Genomic DNA, 16,654 nt, shown 5'->3' on the forward strand with positions numbered 1-16,654 from the left:
GCTGGAACTGCTACTGCGCCGGGACCGGTGTGCCCGAGAACAGCGCGCGGTGCGCGGCCGGACTGGTGCCGAGGATGCGGTGGAAGTGGTGGCGCAGGCTGACCGCGGTGCCGAAGCCGGTCTCGGCGGCAATGCGATCCATGGTGTCGGTGGTGGATTCCAGGAGCAGCCGAGCGCGGTCGGCGCGTTGTTGCAGCAACCATTGCTGCGGGCTGTTTCCGGTGCGTTCGCGGAAGCGGCGGGTGAAGGTGCGTCGCGACATGAGCGCGATGCGAGCCCAATTGTCCAGGTCGATCGGTTCGCCGAGATTCGTTCGCGCCCAGACCATTGCACGTTCGATCGGATCGTCGTCGGCGGCTTCGGGTACGGCGACCGGTATGTACTGGGCCTGGGAGCCGCTGCGGTGCGGGGCGGTCACGAGCGACCTGGCCAGTTCGGTGGCGGCCCGGCTGCCGAGGTCGTCGCGGACCAGGTGCAGGCAGCAGTCGAGTGCGGCGGCGACGCCCGCGGAGGTGACGACATCGCCGAGGTCGGTCCAGAGGGTGTCGGCGCGGACCCGGACCTTCGGATAGGTCGCGGCCAAATCGGCGGCCGCGGCCCAGTGCGTGGTGATTTCCCTCCCGTCCGCCAGACCGCTCGCCGCCACCGCGAAGGAACCCAGGCACAGGCCGACGATCCGGGCACCCCTGGCGTGAGCTCGATGCAGTGCGTCGCGCAGTTCCGCCGAGATGCCCATATCGCGCTGCCAGCTCGGGATCACCACCATGTCGGCGCGCTCGAAGGCGTCGAGTCCGGTCTGCACGACGATGTCGAAACCGGCCGGGGTCCGCAGGGTGCCGGGGTTTTCGGCACACACCTCGACGCGGTAGTCGGGCGTGCCCTCGGTGCCGACCCGGCCGAAGACCAGCGTCGGTACCGACAGATGGAAGGGGATAACCCCGTCGAAGGCCAGGGCGGCGACGGAACGCATGGCCCGATCTTATCGCTAAGCGGCTCACGGGCCACTATTGATCGAATATCGGGGCGACAAGTATTGATCCCATGACCGAGACGATTGCACGCACCACCATCGAAGCCCTGCACATCGGCGGGCCCACCCTGCGCTTCCGGTACGGCACCCTGACTTGGCTGACCGATCCCACCTTCGACGCTCCCGGTGACTACCCCGGCCCGATCACGCTGCACAAGCTCACCGGCCCCGCTGTTTCGGTGGACCAGGTGGGGCCGGTGGACGTCGTGCTGCTGTCGCACGACCAGCACGATGACAATTTGGATCACTCCGGCCGTGAATTCCTCTCGACCGTGCCGACCGTCTTGTCGACGCCGGATGCCGCCGAACGCATCGAAGGTGTTCGGGGATTGGCGAATTGGGAGACCGTCACGCTGGGTGACGTGCGCGTGACGGCTGTGCCCGCACTGCACGGGCCCGAGGGGTGCGAGTCGCAGACCGGCGTGGTCACCGGGTTCGTATTGCAGGCCGAGGGGCTGCCGACCGTGTACGTGTCGGGTGACAATGCCTCGGTCGAGGTCGTCGAGCAGATCGTGGCGCGGATCGGCCGGATCGATATCGCGATCCTGTTCACCGGTGCCGCGAATGTCGGCCGGTTCGGCGATATCGATCTCACGCTGAACGCTCGTACCGCGGTGCAGGCCGCCGAGGCGTTGGGTGATGCGGTGATCGTGCCGGTGCATGCCGAGGGATGGGCGCATTTCAGCGAGACGCTCGAGCGCCTGGAGCGGATTTTCGGGTACGCCGGGCGGGGCGCGCAGCTGCGCATTCCGAAGCTGGGTGAGACGTTCGCTGTGTGAGCGCCCTGGAAAACCGGCGGTGCGCTCAGCGCGGCGGTCATGGCGCCGGGACCGTCGGTGGTCCACGATGGCGATATGAGGATCGCAGTTCCGCGGGAGGTCAAGGAGCAGGAGTTTCGAGTGGCGCTGACCCCGGCCGGTGCCGGGGAACTGGTGCGGCACGGGCACGAGGTGCTGGTCCAGGCCGGTGCGGGGGTGGGGTCCGGATTTTCGGATGCCGATTATGTCGCCGCGGGTGCCCGGATGGTGGCCGCCGCCGAGCAGGTGTGGTGGGAGGGGGAGTTGGTTCTGAAGGTCAAGGAGCCGATGGCCCTGGAGTATCCGCGGCTGCGGCGGGAGCAGGTGCTGTTCACCTATCTGCATCTGGCCGCGTCACGCGAGTGCACCGATGCGATTCTGCGGTCCGGAAGCACCGCGATCGCCTATGAGACGGTGCGGGCGGCGGACGGGTCGCTGCCGCTGCTCGCACCGATGAGCGAGGTCGCGGGCAAGCTCGGCCCACAGGTCGGTGCGTATCACCTGATGGCACCGCTCGGCGGCGCCGGGCTGTTGCTCGGCGGGGTACCGGGGGTGCTTCCGGCCGATGTGGTGGTGCTCGGCGGTGGTGTCGCGGGGACCAACGCGGCCACGGTCGCGGCCGGGATGGGCGCGAAAGTCACTGTGCTGGATACGAATTTGACGCGACTGCGCGAACTCGACGCGCGGTTCGAAGGGCGTATCTCGACGGTGGCCTCGAATATGGTCGAGGTCGAACGGGCTGTGCTGGCGGCGGATCTCGTCATCGGTTCGGTGCTGGTGCCCGGCGCGCGGGCGCCGAAGCTGGTGTCGGAGGAACTGGTTCGCGGTATGCGGCCCGGGTCGGTGCTGGTGGATATTGCCATCGACCAGGGCGGGTGTTTCGCCGGTTCACATCCGACGACGCATGCGAATCCCACTTTCCGGGTGGCTGATTCGCTGTATTACTGTGTGGCGAATATGCCGGGTGCGGTGCCGCATACCGCGACCGTGGCGCTCACCAATGCCACCCTGCCGTATGTGCGCGCGATCGCCGACCACGGGTGGCGGGAGGCGTGCACGGTGCATCCCGATCTCGCACAGGGGGTCACCGCGGATAAAGGGCGGCTGTTGTCGGCGGAGGTTGCGGCGGCGCACGGATATTCGATGCCCGAGCCGGTTGGGTTGGCGGGCTGACGTGGTGCGATGGTGGTTCCGCGGACGCGCGATGAGAAGGGCGAACGCGGTGACTGCGGGATACCTGCGGCGGGTAGTGGTGATCGCATTGCTGCTGGTGCTGTTGCCGTCGGTCGGTACTGCGGTTGCGGCGCCGGCGGCGGAGGGCGTCGATCCGGCGGCGGTGGATCGGTATATGTCCGAATACCTTTCCCGGACACGGTTGCCGGGGGCTTCGATCGCCATTACCCATGGGGATCGGGTGGTGTACGTCGCGGGGTACGGTCACGATTCGAGCGGTGCGGCGATCAGCGCGACGTCGCGAATGCCGATCGCCTCGGTGAGCAAATCCATGACGGCGTTGGCCGTGATGCAGTTGGTCGATGCCGGGAAGGTGCGGCTCGACGCGCCGGTGCATGAGTACCTCCCCGACTTTCGGTCGGCCGATTCGCGCGGTGACCGGATCACCGTGCGGGAGTTGTTGAATCAGACGTCGGGAATGTCGGATACCGCATTTCCCGATCTGCGCCGGCCGCAGGCGGATTCGCTGGCCGGGGCGGTCGAGCGACTACATGTGGCGAAACTGGCCGCCGATCCTGGGACGGAATTCCACTATCACAACCCGAACTATCAGGTGGCCGCTCGGCTGGTGGAGGTGGTCAGCGGGGAACCGTTCGCGGACTATATGCGGCGAAATGTATTCGGGCCCATCGGGATGCGCGACAGCACGACGGTGAATTCGCCGCGCGAGGCCGAGGATGTGACGCACGGATACATTCGGGCATACGGCTTCGCGATACCGGTTGCCGAGCCCGATTGGTTCGTCGGTGGTAGCCACGGTGTGATCACCACGGCCGCCGATCTGGCCGCGTGGCTGATCACTCAGAACAATGGTGGTGTCGCACCGGACGGGCAGCGGGTGGTGTCCGCGGCGGCGGTGACCGAGATGCACACGCCTTCGGGAGTCGGTGACGATGAGTACGGAATGGGTTGGCAGCGTGCACAATCCGATCAGATCGTGCACTACGGCGACTGGTTCACCTACACGGCCGCACAGGTCTTGGTGCCCGACACCGGATACGGGATCGCTGTCATAGCCGATACCGGCTTGGCGCTCGAGGACGATCCCAGGATCATCGCGCAGGGCTTGGTCGAGCTGACCCGGGGCGAGTCACCGGATGTGCACCGCCCGTGGGGCATCTACGCCGACTGGGGCATGGCACTGCTGACGCTGGCGACTCTCGCTCTCGGTGTGCTCTGCCTGGTGCGATCACGCCGCTGGGCCGATCGGCAGACCGCCCGGCCCAGCTGGCTGATCGCCCTGCGCCAATTGCCGTATCTCGCCGCGATCCCGATCCTCATCGCGCTACCGCAGCTCGCAGGTCTGGTCTTCCGCGGCCGGGCCCCGACTTTTCTCCAGGTGACCTACGTCTGGCCTGGTCTCGTGATATTTCTCGGCATTGCCGCGTTGGCGGGCGCGGGGGTTCTTCTTGCTCGCGGTATCCGGCTCATCATGTTGCGGCGCAATCGATCCGGGACCGATATCGAACGAGAAGCGCCCGTGGACCGAGCGCCCGCCTAGCCGGCGGCCCGCACATCGCAATGTGCGGGCCGCGTGGGTTATTCGGCGTTCGGGCCGAGGTACCAGTCGGGGGCGCCTTCGGTGGGGAGGTCGTGCAGCTTGTCCGGGTTGCGGACGACATTGATCGCGACGATGCGGCCGTTGTCGATGGTGAAGGAGAAGACGCCGGTGTGGGTGCCGTCGAAGACGACCAGACCGGGCGCGCCGTTGACCAGGACCGCGCGGCCCCACGCGCCCGCCGCGGACGGTGCGTGGTACCAGCCGAGCAGCATCTTCGCGATGAGTTCGGCGCCGCGCACGGGCTGGCGGATAGCGGGGACCTTGCCGCCGCCGTCGGCGGTCAGGCTGACATTGGCGTCGAGCACGCCGAGCAGCGCGCTCAGATCACCCGAGCGCCAGGCGACCGCGAAGGCCGAGACGACCTTCTCCTGCTCGACGGGCGAGGCGGGGAAGCGGGGCGTGCCGTCCTCGACGTGCTTGCGTGCACGCGAGGCGAGCTGCCGCACGGCTGCCGGCGTGCGCCCGACGACCTCGGCGACCTCGGGACCGCTCATACCGAACACATCCTGCAGCACGAATGCGGTGCGCTCGGCGGGCGAGAGGGATTCCAGCACGACCAGCAGCGCCGTGGTGACGCGCTCGTCCTGGGTGATCCGGTCGGCCGGATCGTCCCACGTGGTGACCTCGGGTTCCGGCAACCATTCACCGACATACTGCTCGCGCCGGGCGCGGGCCGAACCGAGTTGATCGAGGGCCAGCCGTCCGGTGACCGTGGAGAGCCAGGCCCGCAGATTCTCGATCTCGCCCGCGGTCCCGGCCTCGTACTGGCGCTGCAGTCGCAGCCACGCCTCCTGCACCACGTCGTCGGCATCGGTGAGACTGCCAAGCGTGCTGTAGGCGAGCCTGCGCAGATATGGCCGGTGCTCCTCGAAACGCCGAGCCAACTCGGCCTGGTCGATGGGTTCGCAGGAGTGGTCTGCAGTCACTGGTCTCGCCGTTCGGTCGTACGGCCCCGTCAGGGGCGAGCTTATGCGTCGTCACCCTGATGACGACGCAGGGCTAGCGAGTGTGACATCACCGCTCTCCGGGCGAGTTGGCGGGTCGCGCAGCGATCGGCTGGCAGCGCAGCGCTACCTGGACAATTCGGCGTTCGGCCCCGAGGACGCACAGGGGGATCGGTCGTAAGGCCATACGAGCGGTACGCATCGGTTGCGGATGCGAGCGCCCGCGGGGCGGACACGTGCGCTGGGCGTGGGCGTGGGTGGGAGGTGGCGACGGGCTACCCTCGCCGGGTGCGAACGGGGACTTCTACGGCGGCCGGGCTGTTGCTCGGGTTCGCCCTCGACCGGGTATTCGGTGATCCACGCCGGTGGCATCCGGTGGCCGGATTCGGTACGGCGGGAAGTGCGCTGGAGCGGGTTACCTATGCCGATCGGCGTTCGGCGGGGGTGGTGCACGAACTGGTGTTGGTAGGTGCGACAACGGCGTTCGGGTTCGGGCTACGGCGCGGTGGGGTAATCGCGACCACGCTGGCGACCTGGACGGTGCTCGGCGGGCGCAGCCTCGTGTGCGCTGGACGGGAGATGGCCGACCGGCTCGAGTCCGGTGATGTGGCGGGTGCGCGAGCACTGCTGCCGTCGCTGTGCGGGCGGGATCCGGAGGTGCTCGATGCGGACGGATTGGCCCGTGCCGCATTGGAATCCATTGCCGAGAACACCTCGGACGCGACGGTCGCGCCGCTGGTGTGGGGTGCGATCGCCGGAACGCCCGGGCTGCTCGGGTATCGCGCGATCAACACGCTGGACGCGATGATCGGCTACCGCAACGAGCGATATCTCCGCTTCGGCTGGGCCGCCGCTCGTGTCGACGATCTGGCGAATCTGTTGCCCGCGCGCGTCACCGGCATGCTCACCGCCGTCCTGGCCCCTGCTGTGGGCGGTCACCCGGCCGAGGTGCTGCACGCGTGGCGACGAGACGCGTCCAAACACCCCAGCCCCAATGCCGGGGTCGTCGAGGCCGCGATGGCAGGTGCGCTCGGTGTCCGCCTCGGCGGGCGGACTCGATACCGCCATGGCATCGAACTGCGTCCCAGCCTCGGCGACGGCCCCGCACCTCAGGTAGCGGATCTTCGTCGCGCTGTACGCATGTCGGAGGCGATCCAGGTCGGAGCGGTCCTGACCGTCGCGCTCTGGTCGATTCTGCGTCGCTGAGTCCGCTCCGTGGCGGCGTGTTCTGGTCGCTTGGCAGAAATCGCCTGATCGGCTGCGAAGTTGCACGCGCGGATTCGGTGTGGAGCTGGTCAACAGAATCCGTGCCGATGTTCACCGTGCGGTGGACAGGTCCTTCGTCCAGCCCTCCGAGGATCCGCTCGCGGGACCTCGTCTCAGCCGTGAGCGCTAGCGCTCAGCGAGAACCGCCGTAGCGGTCGGCCAGGCGCTGCTCGTTGGTGGATGCCGGTGCGGGGGTCGGGGTTTCGGCCGGGGCTGGTTCCGGGGTGGCCATGGCCTTTCCCTTGCGGCGCTCGCGGATCTCGGCGTAGATGAAGTAGCCGAGGCCGAGGGGAGCCATGATGCCGAAGGCCAGCCATTGCAGGCCGTAGGAGAGATAGGGGCCCGCGTCGAGTTGCGGGAGGGGGGTGGGGGTGAAGGCGCCGGGCTGGTTTTCACCGAGCTGTAGGTAGCCGCCGCGTTCGCCGGTGGCGATGACGGTGAGGGGCGCCTGCAGGACGGTCATCTCCTGTGTGGTGTCCACCGAATACACCTGGCGGTAGCCGTCCTGGACCATCGGGTCCTTACCGGGGGTGACGCCCTCGGACATCCGGATTCGCGCCTCGATCTTCTGCGGTCCGGTGGGCGCGTCCGGAATCTGCGGTGGGCGGGAGCCGTCCACGGCCGCGACCAGTCCGCGATCGATGAGCAGGATGCGGCCGTCGTCGAGTTTGAAAGTGGCCAGTACCGAGTACCCGGGCGCGCCGTCGAGATGGCGCAGGCGAACCAGCGCGGTCGAGTTCGGCATATAGCTGCCGGTCGCCGTGACACGTCGCCATTCGGCGTGCGAATCGGTGCTCTCGTCGTCCAGGACGGTGGCGATATCGATCGGGGCGGCGTCCACCGAATCGGCGATCAGTTGGTTGCGGTGCGAGGTGGTGGTGTTCTTGCCGAGCTGCCACGGTGCGAGCACGGTGAAGCAGAGGTAGGCGAAGGCCGCCACGAGTACGGCCAGGATCAGCCAGCTCGGGCGCAGCAGGAAGGTCAGTCGGCGCATCACAGGCGTCCATCGGGGACGGGCTCGTAAGAGACTGATTGGTCCGATTTGTGGCCGGGCTCTTCGACAGCGAGGGAGCCGTCCGTGGACGCGACGACGTCTCGGGATGCGTCAGTGTGGGCCGAGCGACTGGCATCGCCCGGGTCCGCGGCTTGGCCCGTGTCGCCGGTGCGCGCGGCGAGGGTGGCACGAACCCAATCCAACAGCCCAGGGATGGCGGCCGCGATCTGATCGTGGACGAGGTCGAAGTCGGCGGTGTCGCCGTAGTACGGGTCGGGGACGTCGAGGGCGTCGGCAGCGGGGTCGAAGCTGCGGAGTAGGCGGCGGCGATCCGATGGGATGCCGAGGGTGGCGAGGCGGCGTTCGTGACCGGAGTCGAGGGCGACCAGCAGGTCGGCGTCGCGGTGCTGGTTGCCGAATTTCGCGGCGATGTGGCCGGTCGGATAGCCGTGGCGGCGCAGCGTGGCATTGGTGCGGGCGTCGGCGTCCGCTCCGGCATGCCAGCCGTCGGTGCCCGCGCTGCTGACCCGTACGCGGTCGGCGAGCCCCTCGCGGTACAGGTGTACCGCGAACATCTTCTCCGCCATCGGCGAACGACAAATGTTGCCGGTACAGACGAACGACACGTGCAACTCACCCACGACAGCCATTCTGGCCGGTCGTCCCGATGGACCGCCACGTAGGGTGTTTTCTCGTGTCAGCGGAGAGTGTCGATCGCGCGAAATTGCGTCATCACGGTGACGTCGATGCGCGCCCCGGCATGCTCGATTTCGCGGTGAATGTGCAGGGCAGTGCGCCGCCGGACTGGTTGCGGAACCGACTGGCCGCGCGACTGGGCGACCTCGGCAGATACCCGAGCGCGGCCGACGAACTGGCCGCACGCGCCGCGGTGGCGGCCCGCCACGGACGCAGCACCGGCGAAGTGATGCTGCTGGCGGGCGCGGCCGAGGGTTTCGCGGTCCTGCCCCGACTCGCACCGCGACTGGCCGCCGTGCTGCACCCCTCGTTCACCGAGCCCGAACTGGCGCTGCGCGAGGCCGATATCCCGGTGACCCGCGTCGTACTCGAGCCGCCGTACGCCCTCGACCCGGCGCTCGTCCCTACCGCGGCCGACCTGGTAGTGCTCGGCAACCCGACCAACCCCACCTCGGTCCTGCACCCCGCCGACACCATCCGTGCGCTGCGCCGACCGGGACGGATCATCGTGGTCGACGAGGCCTTCGCCGATGCGATTCCCGGCGAACCGCAGTCACTGGCCGCTACGGCCGGACCGGACATCCTCGTTCTGCGCAGCCTCACCAAAACCTGGGCCCTGGCGGGTCTGCGCTGCGGCTACTTCCTCGGCGCACCCGAACTGCTGGCCCGCCTGAATCACGGCCGCGCGCACTGGCCGCTCGGCACACTGCAACTGGAAGCGATCAGCGCGACCGCCGAGCCGGATGCGGTCGCCGCGGCGCAACAGCGCGCACACACGATCGCCGCCGAACGTGACTCGATGATCGAACGACTGACCGCTGTCGGCATACACGTCCACACCCCCGCCGCCGGGCCATTCCTGCTGCTGCGCGTGCCGGATGGTGAGCTCCTGCGAAAGCACCTGGCAGACCAGGGAATTGCGGTCCGCCGCGCAGACACCTTCCCGGGCCTCGGAGCGGATCATGTGCGCGTCGCGGTCCGCGGTCCCGCCGCGGTCGATCGGTTGGTAGCCGGAATTCGCGCGGCAGGGGTTTGATGTCGGCTGGTGCGGGCGGAAATCGGGATATGGAGGTAGGCGGATGGTGACGACGCTGGCGGATCTCATCGAGGTGCTCGACGTGGCATATCCGCCGAAGCTGGCGGAGTCGTGGGATTCGGTGGGGTTGGTGTGCGGTGACCCGGGTGATGAGGTGACTCGGGTGCTGTTCGCGGTGGATGCCACCGCCGCCGTTGTGAATGAGGCCATCGACTGGCGGGCGCAGGCTTTGGTGGTGCACCATCCACTGCTGTTGCGCGGGGTCGACACCGTCGCCGCCGATACGCCCAAAGGTGCACTCCTGCATCGGCTCATCCGGTCCGGGTGTGCGTTGTTCGCGGCGCACACCAATGCGGACTCCGCTGATCCGGGAGTTTCCGATGCGCTGGCCGATGCGCTCGGACTCACTGTCACCGGACCTTTGGATTCGAAACCGCGAGCTGCCGTCGACAATTGGGTGGTCCAGGTGCCGCGTTCGCATGCGGATGCGGTGCTGGCGGCGCTGTTCGCAGCCGGTGCCGGTGGCAGCGGAACCTATCGGGACTGCGCTTTGCGGGTGCCGGGAGTCGGGCAGTTTCGTCCGGTGGCAGGGGCGAATCCGGCGATCGGCGCGATCGGGGAGTTGCAGCAGGTCGACGAGGATCGCCTCGAAGTGATCGCACCGCCTTCGGCCCGCACCGCCGTGCTGGCGGCGCTGCGGTCGGCCCATCCCTACGAGGATCCCGCCTATCACGTCACCGAGCGCGCGGCGTTGCCATCCGGGCTCGGCATCGGTCGCGTCGGCACCCTGCCCGAACCGGAGTCTTTGCGCGAGTTCACCTCTCGGGTCGCCGCCGCATTGCCCGCCACCACCTGGGGCGTTCGTGCGGCCGGTGACCCGGACCGCATGATCCAGACCGTCGCGGTGTGCGGCGGCGCGGGTGACTCCTATCTGAAGACGGTCGCCCGCCTCGGTGCCGACGCATACGTCACCTCCGACCTGCGCCACCATCCGGTCGACGAACATCTGCGCAGCGGCGGCCCGGCCGTAATCGATGCCGCCCACTGGGCCACCGAATTCCCTTGGTGCGCACAGGCGCAGACAGCAGTCCGAACCGCCCTGCCCGACCTCGAAACCCGCATCTCCACCCTGCGCACCGACCCTTGGACGATCGCCGCCCCGTGATCCGATACCCGAACCAGCCAGTGCGACGGCGTGTTCGGGCGTGTTGCCGGACTTGGTATGTGGTTCAGGTGAGTTGACGCGCCCGCTCGGGGTACAACTACCGCATGAACTACCCGGTGGACTTCGGGATCGTGCAGATCGGTCTGATGCTGATCATCCTGGTCGCGGTCGCGTTGCTGATATCGGCGCTCGTCATGGTGCGCAAGGTCGGATTGCGGGTTTTGCTCGGGCGCGGCGCGGGCGGATTAGCGCTGCTGGTCGTCGCGGTGCTGCTGCTGTGGGTGATCACGCTCGTGCAGACATTCCTCGGACTGAGCGGGGAGGTCAAGGCCGCGCACGTGGTGGTGAATCAGGTTGCGGGCCAAGACCACCGGCTCGAGGTCGACCTCACCCTCTACGGCGACGAGCATCATCCCGAAAAGCACGAGAAATATCAGGTCGAGGGTGACCTTTGGGTGCTGCAGGCCAATATCGTCGAATTAAAGCCCTGGGTGAACGCCCTCGGCTTCCACTCCGGCTACAAGGTCACCCGCCTCTACGGCCAACGTCTCGACGGCGTCGCGACCACCCAGAACCAGATCTTCGTCAACGGCGACGACCAGGACTTCTTCAACGATATGCGCAACCACAAATGGTGGACCGACCCCTTCGTCCGCTCCGCCTACGGCAACGCCGTAATCGCCACCCCCGGCACCTACGACGTCTTCATCTCCCGCGACGCCATCAAAACCCGCGCCCCCGGCAGCTGACTGTTCGAGCTGACACCGTCGTGATCGGCTGATCGCGTCGCTACGCGGCCTCGGTTCCACGCATTTCCCCGCCACACACCTGGCCCGGACCGGATCACCCACCATCCGGGGTACGGTTGAAGACTGGCATCGCCACCTCGCGTGCCCCCATCCGTCCACAGCGTCCAGGAGTTTGTCCGCGTTGAATGTCGAACCACCTGTCCAGGCCAAGCTGCTCCAGCTCGCCGCCGTCGACGCCGAACTGACGCGGATCGCGCATCGGCGCACCGTGCTGCCCGAGCAGCAGGAGGTGGCGCGGCTCGAGGGTGAGCGGAATGCGCACAAGGATGCGGCGGTGGCGGTCGAGATCATGCTCGACGATCTCGACCGCGATATCCGGAAGCTGGAGGGCGAGGTCGACGCGGTGCGCAAACGCGAGGAGCGCGACCGCGGCATGCTGACCGCCGGTTCGGTGGGCGCCAAACAGCTGTCGGAAATTCAGCACGAGCTGGGCAGCTTGGAGCGACGCCGTTCGGTGCTCGAGGACGAATTGCTCGAGGTGATGGAGCGCCGCGAGGCGTCGGCATCCGATCATGATCACGCGGGTGCCCGGCTCAGCAAGACCGAGCAGGAGCTGGCCGATGCGCAGCGCCTGCGCGACGAGGCGCTGGCGGATCTCGATGTGGCGCAGGGCCGTTGCGATTCCGACCGCAAGGATCTGGTCGCGCTGTTCCCGGACGAACTGCTGAGCATCTATGACCGGCAGCGCACCCAGCACGGCGTCGGTGCCGCGCTGCTGCAGGCCCGCCGGTGCGGCGCGTGCCGGATCGAACTGGACCGCGGTGAGATCGCGCGGATCGCCAAGGCCGCGCCGGATGTGATCATGCGGTGTCCGGAATGCGGTGCGATCCTGGTGCGCACCAAAGAGTCGGGTTTGTGAGGTTTCCGGTGCGGGTATCAGTACTCGCGTCGGTCCGCTCCCAGCGACGGATGGTCGGCTGTCGAAGAGGACGAGGGAAACAATGACCGAGCACGAGGTGATCGTCGAGGCCGATGGCGGTTCCCGGGGCAATCCGGGCCCGGCCGGTTACGGCGCGGTCGTCTTCGGTGCCGATCACATCCGAATTCTCGCCGAGCGCAGAGAATACCTCGGCATCACCACCAATAATGTCGCCGAATACCGCGGGCTCATCGCGGGTTTGGAGGCGGCGGCGGAGTTGGGCGCGCGCGTGGTGTCGGTGCGGATGGATTCCAAGCTGGTGGTCGAGCAGATGTCCGGCCGCTGGAAGGTCAAGCACGCGTCCATGATTCCGCTGGCTGACCGGGCACGCAGGCTCGTCGCCGGCTTCGACAGCGTGACGTTCACCTGGATTCCACGTGCCGAGAACTCCCATGCCGACCGGCTGGCGAACGAGGCGATGGATGATGCCACGCTGATCGGCGAGGTGCACGCTGCCGAGCGGCAGTTGCTCGATGCGGGCGCATCGGCCGCCACCCTGGCCGAAGAGGTGCGCGCGGCCGAAGAACAGCTGCTCAGCTGGACCGACGAGCCCCAAGCCTCCGCGCGCGGCGTCGAAGAGCACCTGCCGAGTTGGATCGACGAGGCCCGGGATGCGCAGTCGAACGCATCGAATGCCGCCGAACACGAGACGCCGACCGCCGCCGAAAGTGCACCCGCGTGGACCGGCGCAACGGGCCGCCCGACCCGGTTCCTCCTGCTGCGCCACGGCCAAACCGCCCTCTCGATAGAGCGCCGCTACTCCGGCCGCGGCAACCCACCGCTCACCGACCTCGGCCGTGAACAGGCCGCTCGCGCCGCGAAAATGCTCGCCGCGAAGGGTGGCATCGCCGCCGTGGTCACCTCCCCGCTCGGCCGGGCACGTGAGACCGCCGAAGCCGCCGCGACCGCACTCGATATCCCGGTGCGCGTACTCGACGGCCTCACCGAAACCGACTTCGGTGACTGGGAGGGTCTTACCTTCCAGGAAGCGGCACAACGAGATCCGCAACTACACGCCCGCTGGCTCGGCGATCCCTCGACTCCCGCGCCGAACGGCGAGAGTTTCGATCAGGTGCGCGAACGAGTCGAGGCGGCGCGGCGCGATCTGCTCGCCCTGTATCCGGGCCAGAACATCGTGGTGGTCAGCCATGTGACCCCCATCAAGACGTTGCTGCAGTTGGCGCTCGGCGTCGGTCCGTCGCTGCTGTATCGCTTGCACTTGGACCTGGCGTCGCTATCGATCGCGGAGTTCTATCCGGACGGCGGTTCGTCGGTTCGGTTGGTCAACGACACGTCCTACCTCTGAGGAAGTTGGGCATCGGACCAAACCCGAATCTTTTCGCGAACCGTGAATTATGGCGCATCGCAATGGATTCGGCCTGTCGAAACGACCCCTTTGGGTTGAATCTCACACGGTAACGTTTCAGACACGGTTATAGCGGTAGGCTTCGGTCGGTCAGGCACAGGCATCCCGCTCCGCCTGTCTGGTCGGGGATAACGAAGGTCTTCGAACAGTGCTGCTCGGGGGGATGAGAGCTGACGAGCAGCGTTGCTCGGTGGTCGCTTCGAACGATGAAGTAGTCCTGTGCGGTCGAGTGATTCGATGGAAGCGCAGGTTCGAATGAGTAGTCCGATCAAGGTTATCGTGCTCGGTGCGGGGATCGGAGGGCTCACCACCGCCGCCGCATTGCGACAGGCGGGCTTCGCGGTCGAACTCTATGAGGCCGCTCCCGAGCTGCGTGGCCAGGGATTCGGACTTTCGGTGCAGGCCAATGGGATCAAGGCGCTGCGGGCAATCGGCCTCGGCATCGAGGAGGAACTGTTCGAGCGCGGTGGCAAGGTCGAGACCTTCCGCTTCAACAACCCGGACGGCACGCCCATCCGAGTGCTTCCGGTACACCGCCAGGACGACCGGCTCGGCGCACCGAGCGTCGCCCTGCACCGCAAGGATCTGCACGCGATCCTGCTGCGCGCGATCGGCGACACCCCGACTCATGTTGGCGCACAAGCGACTCGGTTCATCGACGACGGTGAGCACGTGCGTGTCGAATTCGCCGACGGCCGCATCGCCGAGGGTGATCTGCTGATCGGCGCCGACGGCATCCATTCCGTGGTGCGCGCCCAATTGCACGGCCGTGCCGAACCGCGCCCCGGCAATTTCGTCGCCTGGTTGGCCTGCATCCCGTTCGAACATCCCGCCGTGCCGCGCGGCTACTCCGCCCACTATTGGGGCGCCGGAATGCGTTTCGGCATCCACGACATCGGTCACGGCCGGGTGTACTGGTGGGGCACCATGACCATGCCGGGTGACGAGGCCGCTGATTGGCAGGGCACCAAGGAAGATCTGCGTCGGCTCTATGCCGACTGGGCGCCGGAGGTACGCGCCTGCATCGATCAGACCGAATGGTCCGATGTGCTCGCAGTGCCCTGCCAGGACCGTCCGCCGCTGGACGGCTGGGGCCGCGGCCGGGTCACCCTGCTCGGTGATGCCGCACATCCCATGCTGCCCAGCCTGGGCCAGGGCGCCAACTCGGCCATCGAGGACGCGGTCGTACTCGCCCACACGCTGAAGTCCTCGCTGGATCCTGTTGCGGGCCTGCGCCGTTACGAGCAGGTGCGTGCCGAGCGCACCGCCATGTTCGTCAACGGCTCCTGGTCGCTCGGCAAGATCGAGCAGACGACCGACCCCAAGCTGGTGAAGGTGCGCGACACCTACTTCCGGCACGCACCCACCGAATTCTTCCTGCGCGAATTGGGCAAGCCGATGTCGTTCCCACCGCTGGAGGGACCGACCGCGCGGCTGCCGCGCCAGCTGTCCCCGGTGGAGCGCTGGCACTGGATCGCGGATCAGCTTGCGCCGCTGCATATTCTGGCCCGGGTGCGGGTGCACGGCTCGATTACCGCCGAGCAGGTGCGAACCGGTCTCGACGAAGCGCAGCACCGACATCCGCTGCTCGGTGTTGCCGTGGCGGCCGAACCCGACGGCACCGCACCGCGTTTCGTGCCGGTGCCCACGCCGATTCCGCTGCGCGTGGTCGAATCCGCCGATCCGGATGCCTGGTTGACCGAGGTCGACGAGGTCGAATTGCGCGAACCCTTCGACTGGCACTCGGGTCCGCTCGCGCGCGCCGTGCTCATCACGGATGCGACCGGTGAGACCAGCGATCTGATCGTCACCCTGCACTATGCGATCGCCGACGGCGAGAGCGCGATGTCGGTGGCCAAGCAGGTGCTGCAGGTCGCCGCGGGCGATGGCGTCGGTCTCGAGCCCGCACCGATCCGGCCGGGTCCGGAGGAACTGTTCCCGGCGAAGTTCCAGGGCGCCAAGGGCTTCGGCCGCACCGTGGGATCGCTGCTGCGCGACCAGAAGTCGCAGCTGAAGCGGCCGCACCGACTCGAACCGACCGAACTCGCACCGCCGTCGCGGCGACGCAGCAGGGTCGTGCACCGCAGCCTGGATGCCGATCAACTCGACGCATTGACCGCAGGCTGTGAGCGCAAAGGCGTCGGCCTGCAGGCCGCGCTGTCGGCGGCGCTGCTCATCGCGGCGGCCCGCGAGTCGGGCACCTACACCGAATCCTGGTACACCGTAGGCAGTTCGGTGAACTTCCGCGGCCACCTCGACGGCGCGGTCGCCGATACCGAGGTCGGGACCTACCAGGGCATGATCGCGACCCCGGCGAAGTACGCGCCGTGGTCCTCGCTGTGGCAGATCGCCGGCGAGATCGAGCGCGAGTACGGCGCAAGAATGGACCGTCGCGACCATCTCGCGGCATTGAGCCTGCTGAAGGTCGCCGCACCGAAATCGGTGGCCGCCAGTGCATCCACGGTCAAGCTGATGGACACCCGGGGTCCAGGTCACCTGTGTATGACATATCTGGGGCGCTACGCATTCCCGGACAAGATCGGCGCGTGGCAGCTCTCGGGCGCGCAATTCGTCTCGGGCATGTCGGTGAGTGGCTTCATCATGGCCACCGCCAATGCCACGCACGGTCAGCTGTCGTTCAACATCGGCTATGTCGAGCCCGCGGTGTCGCGCGAGCGTGCCGAACGTCTTGCCGATGAGAGTGTGCGCGCACTGTTGTCGGTGATCTGACGGGGTTCTCACACCCATAAACAAGGGCGAATTCCGGCGTCTAGGTCGATGCCGGTAATTCGCGCTATCTGAAAACTGGATACAAGTGGTAACAGCTATGCGTTTCGG

Annotated in this window: 13 protein-coding genes and 1 pseudogene; 10 read left to right on the forward strand and 4 right to left on the reverse strand. The window is 67.5% G+C overall.

Annotated features, from left to right (window positions below; translation table 11 throughout):
• Positions 1–10 precede the first annotated feature (10 nt).
• Complete coding sequence (locus ACZ60G_RS33020) at positions 11–970, reverse strand: GlxA family transcriptional regulator (protein ID WP_465815178.1); 960 nt, start codon at positions 968–970, stop codon at positions 11–13.
• A gap of 71 nt (positions 971–1,041) precedes the next feature.
• On the opposite strand from ACZ60G_RS33020, the gene ACZ60G_RS33025 reads away from it, so the two are divergent.
• The 3 genes from ACZ60G_RS33025 (at position 1,042) to ACZ60G_RS33035 (ending at position 4,561) form a co-directional block, all read left to right on the forward strand.
• Positions 1,042–1,809: an MBL fold metallo-hydrolase gene (locus ACZ60G_RS33025; RefSeq protein WP_465815179.1), complete on the forward strand. Its 768-nt coding sequence runs from the start codon at positions 1,042–1,044 to the stop codon at positions 1,807–1,809.
• 75 nt (positions 1,810–1,884) lie between these two features.
• Positions 1,885–3,000: an alanine dehydrogenase gene (gene ald / locus ACZ60G_RS33030; RefSeq protein ID WP_465815180.1), complete on the forward strand. Its 1,116-nt coding sequence runs from the start codon at positions 1,885–1,887 to the stop codon at positions 2,998–3,000.
• 49 nt (positions 3,001–3,049) lie between these two features.
• Positions 3,050–4,561, forward strand: a complete 1,512-nt coding sequence (locus ACZ60G_RS33035; RefSeq protein ID WP_465815181.1) for a serine hydrolase domain-containing protein — start codon at positions 3,050–3,052, stop codon at positions 4,559–4,561.
• Between the two features lie 38 nt (positions 4,562–4,599).
• On the opposite strand, the gene sigJ is transcribed toward ACZ60G_RS33035, so the two are convergent.
• Complete coding sequence (gene sigJ, locus ACZ60G_RS33040; protein WP_465815182.1) at positions 4,600–5,547, reverse strand: RNA polymerase sigma factor SigJ; 948 nt, start codon at positions 5,545–5,547, stop codon at positions 4,600–4,602.
• Between the two features lie 306 nt (positions 5,548–5,853).
• Between sigJ and ACZ60G_RS33045 the strand changes: the two genes are divergently transcribed.
• Positions 5,854–6,771, forward strand: coding sequence for a cobalamin biosynthesis protein (locus ACZ60G_RS33045; RefSeq protein WP_465815183.1), 918 nt, complete (start codon positions 5,854–5,856; stop codon positions 6,769–6,771).
• Between the two features lie 193 nt (positions 6,772–6,964).
• Here ACZ60G_RS33045 and ACZ60G_RS33050 read toward each other — a convergent pair whose 3' ends face one another.
• Complete coding sequence (locus ACZ60G_RS33050) at positions 6,965–7,825, reverse strand: SURF1 family cytochrome oxidase biogenesis protein (RefSeq protein WP_465815184.1); 861 nt, start codon at positions 7,823–7,825, stop codon at positions 6,965–6,967.
• Positions 7,826–8,013: 188 nt separating this feature from the next.
• Positions 8,014–8,475, reverse strand: a pseudogene (locus ACZ60G_RS33055) (low molecular weight protein-tyrosine-phosphatase); the annotation flags it as partial.
• A 44-nt stretch (positions 8,476–8,519) separates the two neighbouring features.
• On the opposite strand from ACZ60G_RS33055, the gene cobC reads away from it, so the two are divergent.
• From cobC to ACZ60G_RS33085, 6 genes are all read left to right on the forward strand, one after another.
• Positions 8,520–9,557 (forward strand): Rv2231c family pyridoxal phosphate-dependent protein CobC, encoded by a 1,038-nt coding sequence (gene cobC, locus ACZ60G_RS33060; protein WP_465815185.1) that lies wholly within the window; start codon positions 8,520–8,522, stop codon positions 9,555–9,557.
• 43 nt (positions 9,558–9,600) lie between these two features.
• Complete coding sequence (locus ACZ60G_RS33065) at positions 9,601–10,722, forward strand: Nif3-like dinuclear metal center hexameric protein (protein WP_465815186.1); 1,122 nt, start codon at positions 9,601–9,603, stop codon at positions 10,720–10,722.
• A 104-nt stretch (positions 10,723–10,826) separates the two neighbouring features.
• Positions 10,827–11,471 carry a hypothetical protein gene (locus ACZ60G_RS33070; protein ID WP_387294769.1) on the forward strand — a complete coding sequence of 215 codons (645 nt, stop codon included), beginning with the start codon at positions 10,827–10,829 and terminating at the stop codon, positions 11,469–11,471.
• 181 nt (positions 11,472–11,652) lie between these two features.
• Positions 11,653–12,390, forward strand: a complete 738-nt coding sequence (locus ACZ60G_RS33075) for a zinc ribbon domain-containing protein (protein WP_465815223.1) — start codon at positions 11,653–11,655, stop codon at positions 12,388–12,390.
• A gap of 82 nt (positions 12,391–12,472) precedes the next feature.
• Positions 12,473–13,756, forward strand: coding sequence for a bifunctional RNase H/acid phosphatase (locus ACZ60G_RS33080; protein ID WP_465815187.1), 1,284 nt, complete (start codon positions 12,473–12,475; stop codon positions 13,754–13,756).
• Between the two features lie 315 nt (positions 13,757–14,071).
• Positions 14,072–16,546: an FAD-dependent monooxygenase gene (locus tag ACZ60G_RS33085; RefSeq protein WP_465815188.1), complete on the forward strand. Its 2,475-nt coding sequence runs from the start codon at positions 14,072–14,074 to the stop codon at positions 16,544–16,546.
• Positions 16,547–16,654 lie beyond the last annotated feature (108 nt).

The organism is Nocardia sp. NPDC102475, from assembly GCF_055584605.1.

What these genes read in the sequence shown, in the direction of transcription:
- ACZ60G_RS33020 (WP_465815178.1), bottom strand. Translation starts at nt 970, where the DNA reads ATGCGTTCCGTCGCCGCCCTGGCCTTCGACGGGGTTATCCCCTTCCAT.
- ACZ60G_RS33025 (WP_465815179.1), top strand. Translation starts at nt 1,042, where the DNA reads ATGACCGAGACGATTGCACGCACCACCATCGAAGCCCTGCACATCGGC.
- ald (WP_465815180.1), top strand. Translation starts at nt 1,885, where the DNA reads ATGAGGATCGCAGTTCCGCGGGAGGTCAAGGAGCAGGAGTTTCGAGTG.
- ACZ60G_RS33050 (WP_465815184.1), bottom strand. Translation starts at nt 7,825, where the DNA reads ATGCGCCGACTGACCTTCCTGCTGCGCCCGAGCTGGCTGATCCTGGCC.
- ACZ60G_RS33065 (WP_465815186.1), top strand. Translation starts at nt 9,601, where the DNA reads ATGGTGACGACGCTGGCGGATCTCATCGAGGTGCTCGACGTGGCATAT.
- ACZ60G_RS33070 (WP_387294769.1), top strand. Translation starts at nt 10,827, where the DNA reads ATGAACTACCCGGTGGACTTCGGGATCGTGCAGATCGGTCTGATGCTG.
- ACZ60G_RS33080 (WP_465815187.1), top strand. Translation starts at nt 12,473, where the DNA reads ATGACCGAGCACGAGGTGATCGTCGAGGCCGATGGCGGTTCCCGGGGC.
- ACZ60G_RS33085 (WP_465815188.1), top strand. Translation starts at nt 14,072, where the DNA reads ATGAGTAGTCCGATCAAGGTTATCGTGCTCGGTGCGGGGATCGGAGGG.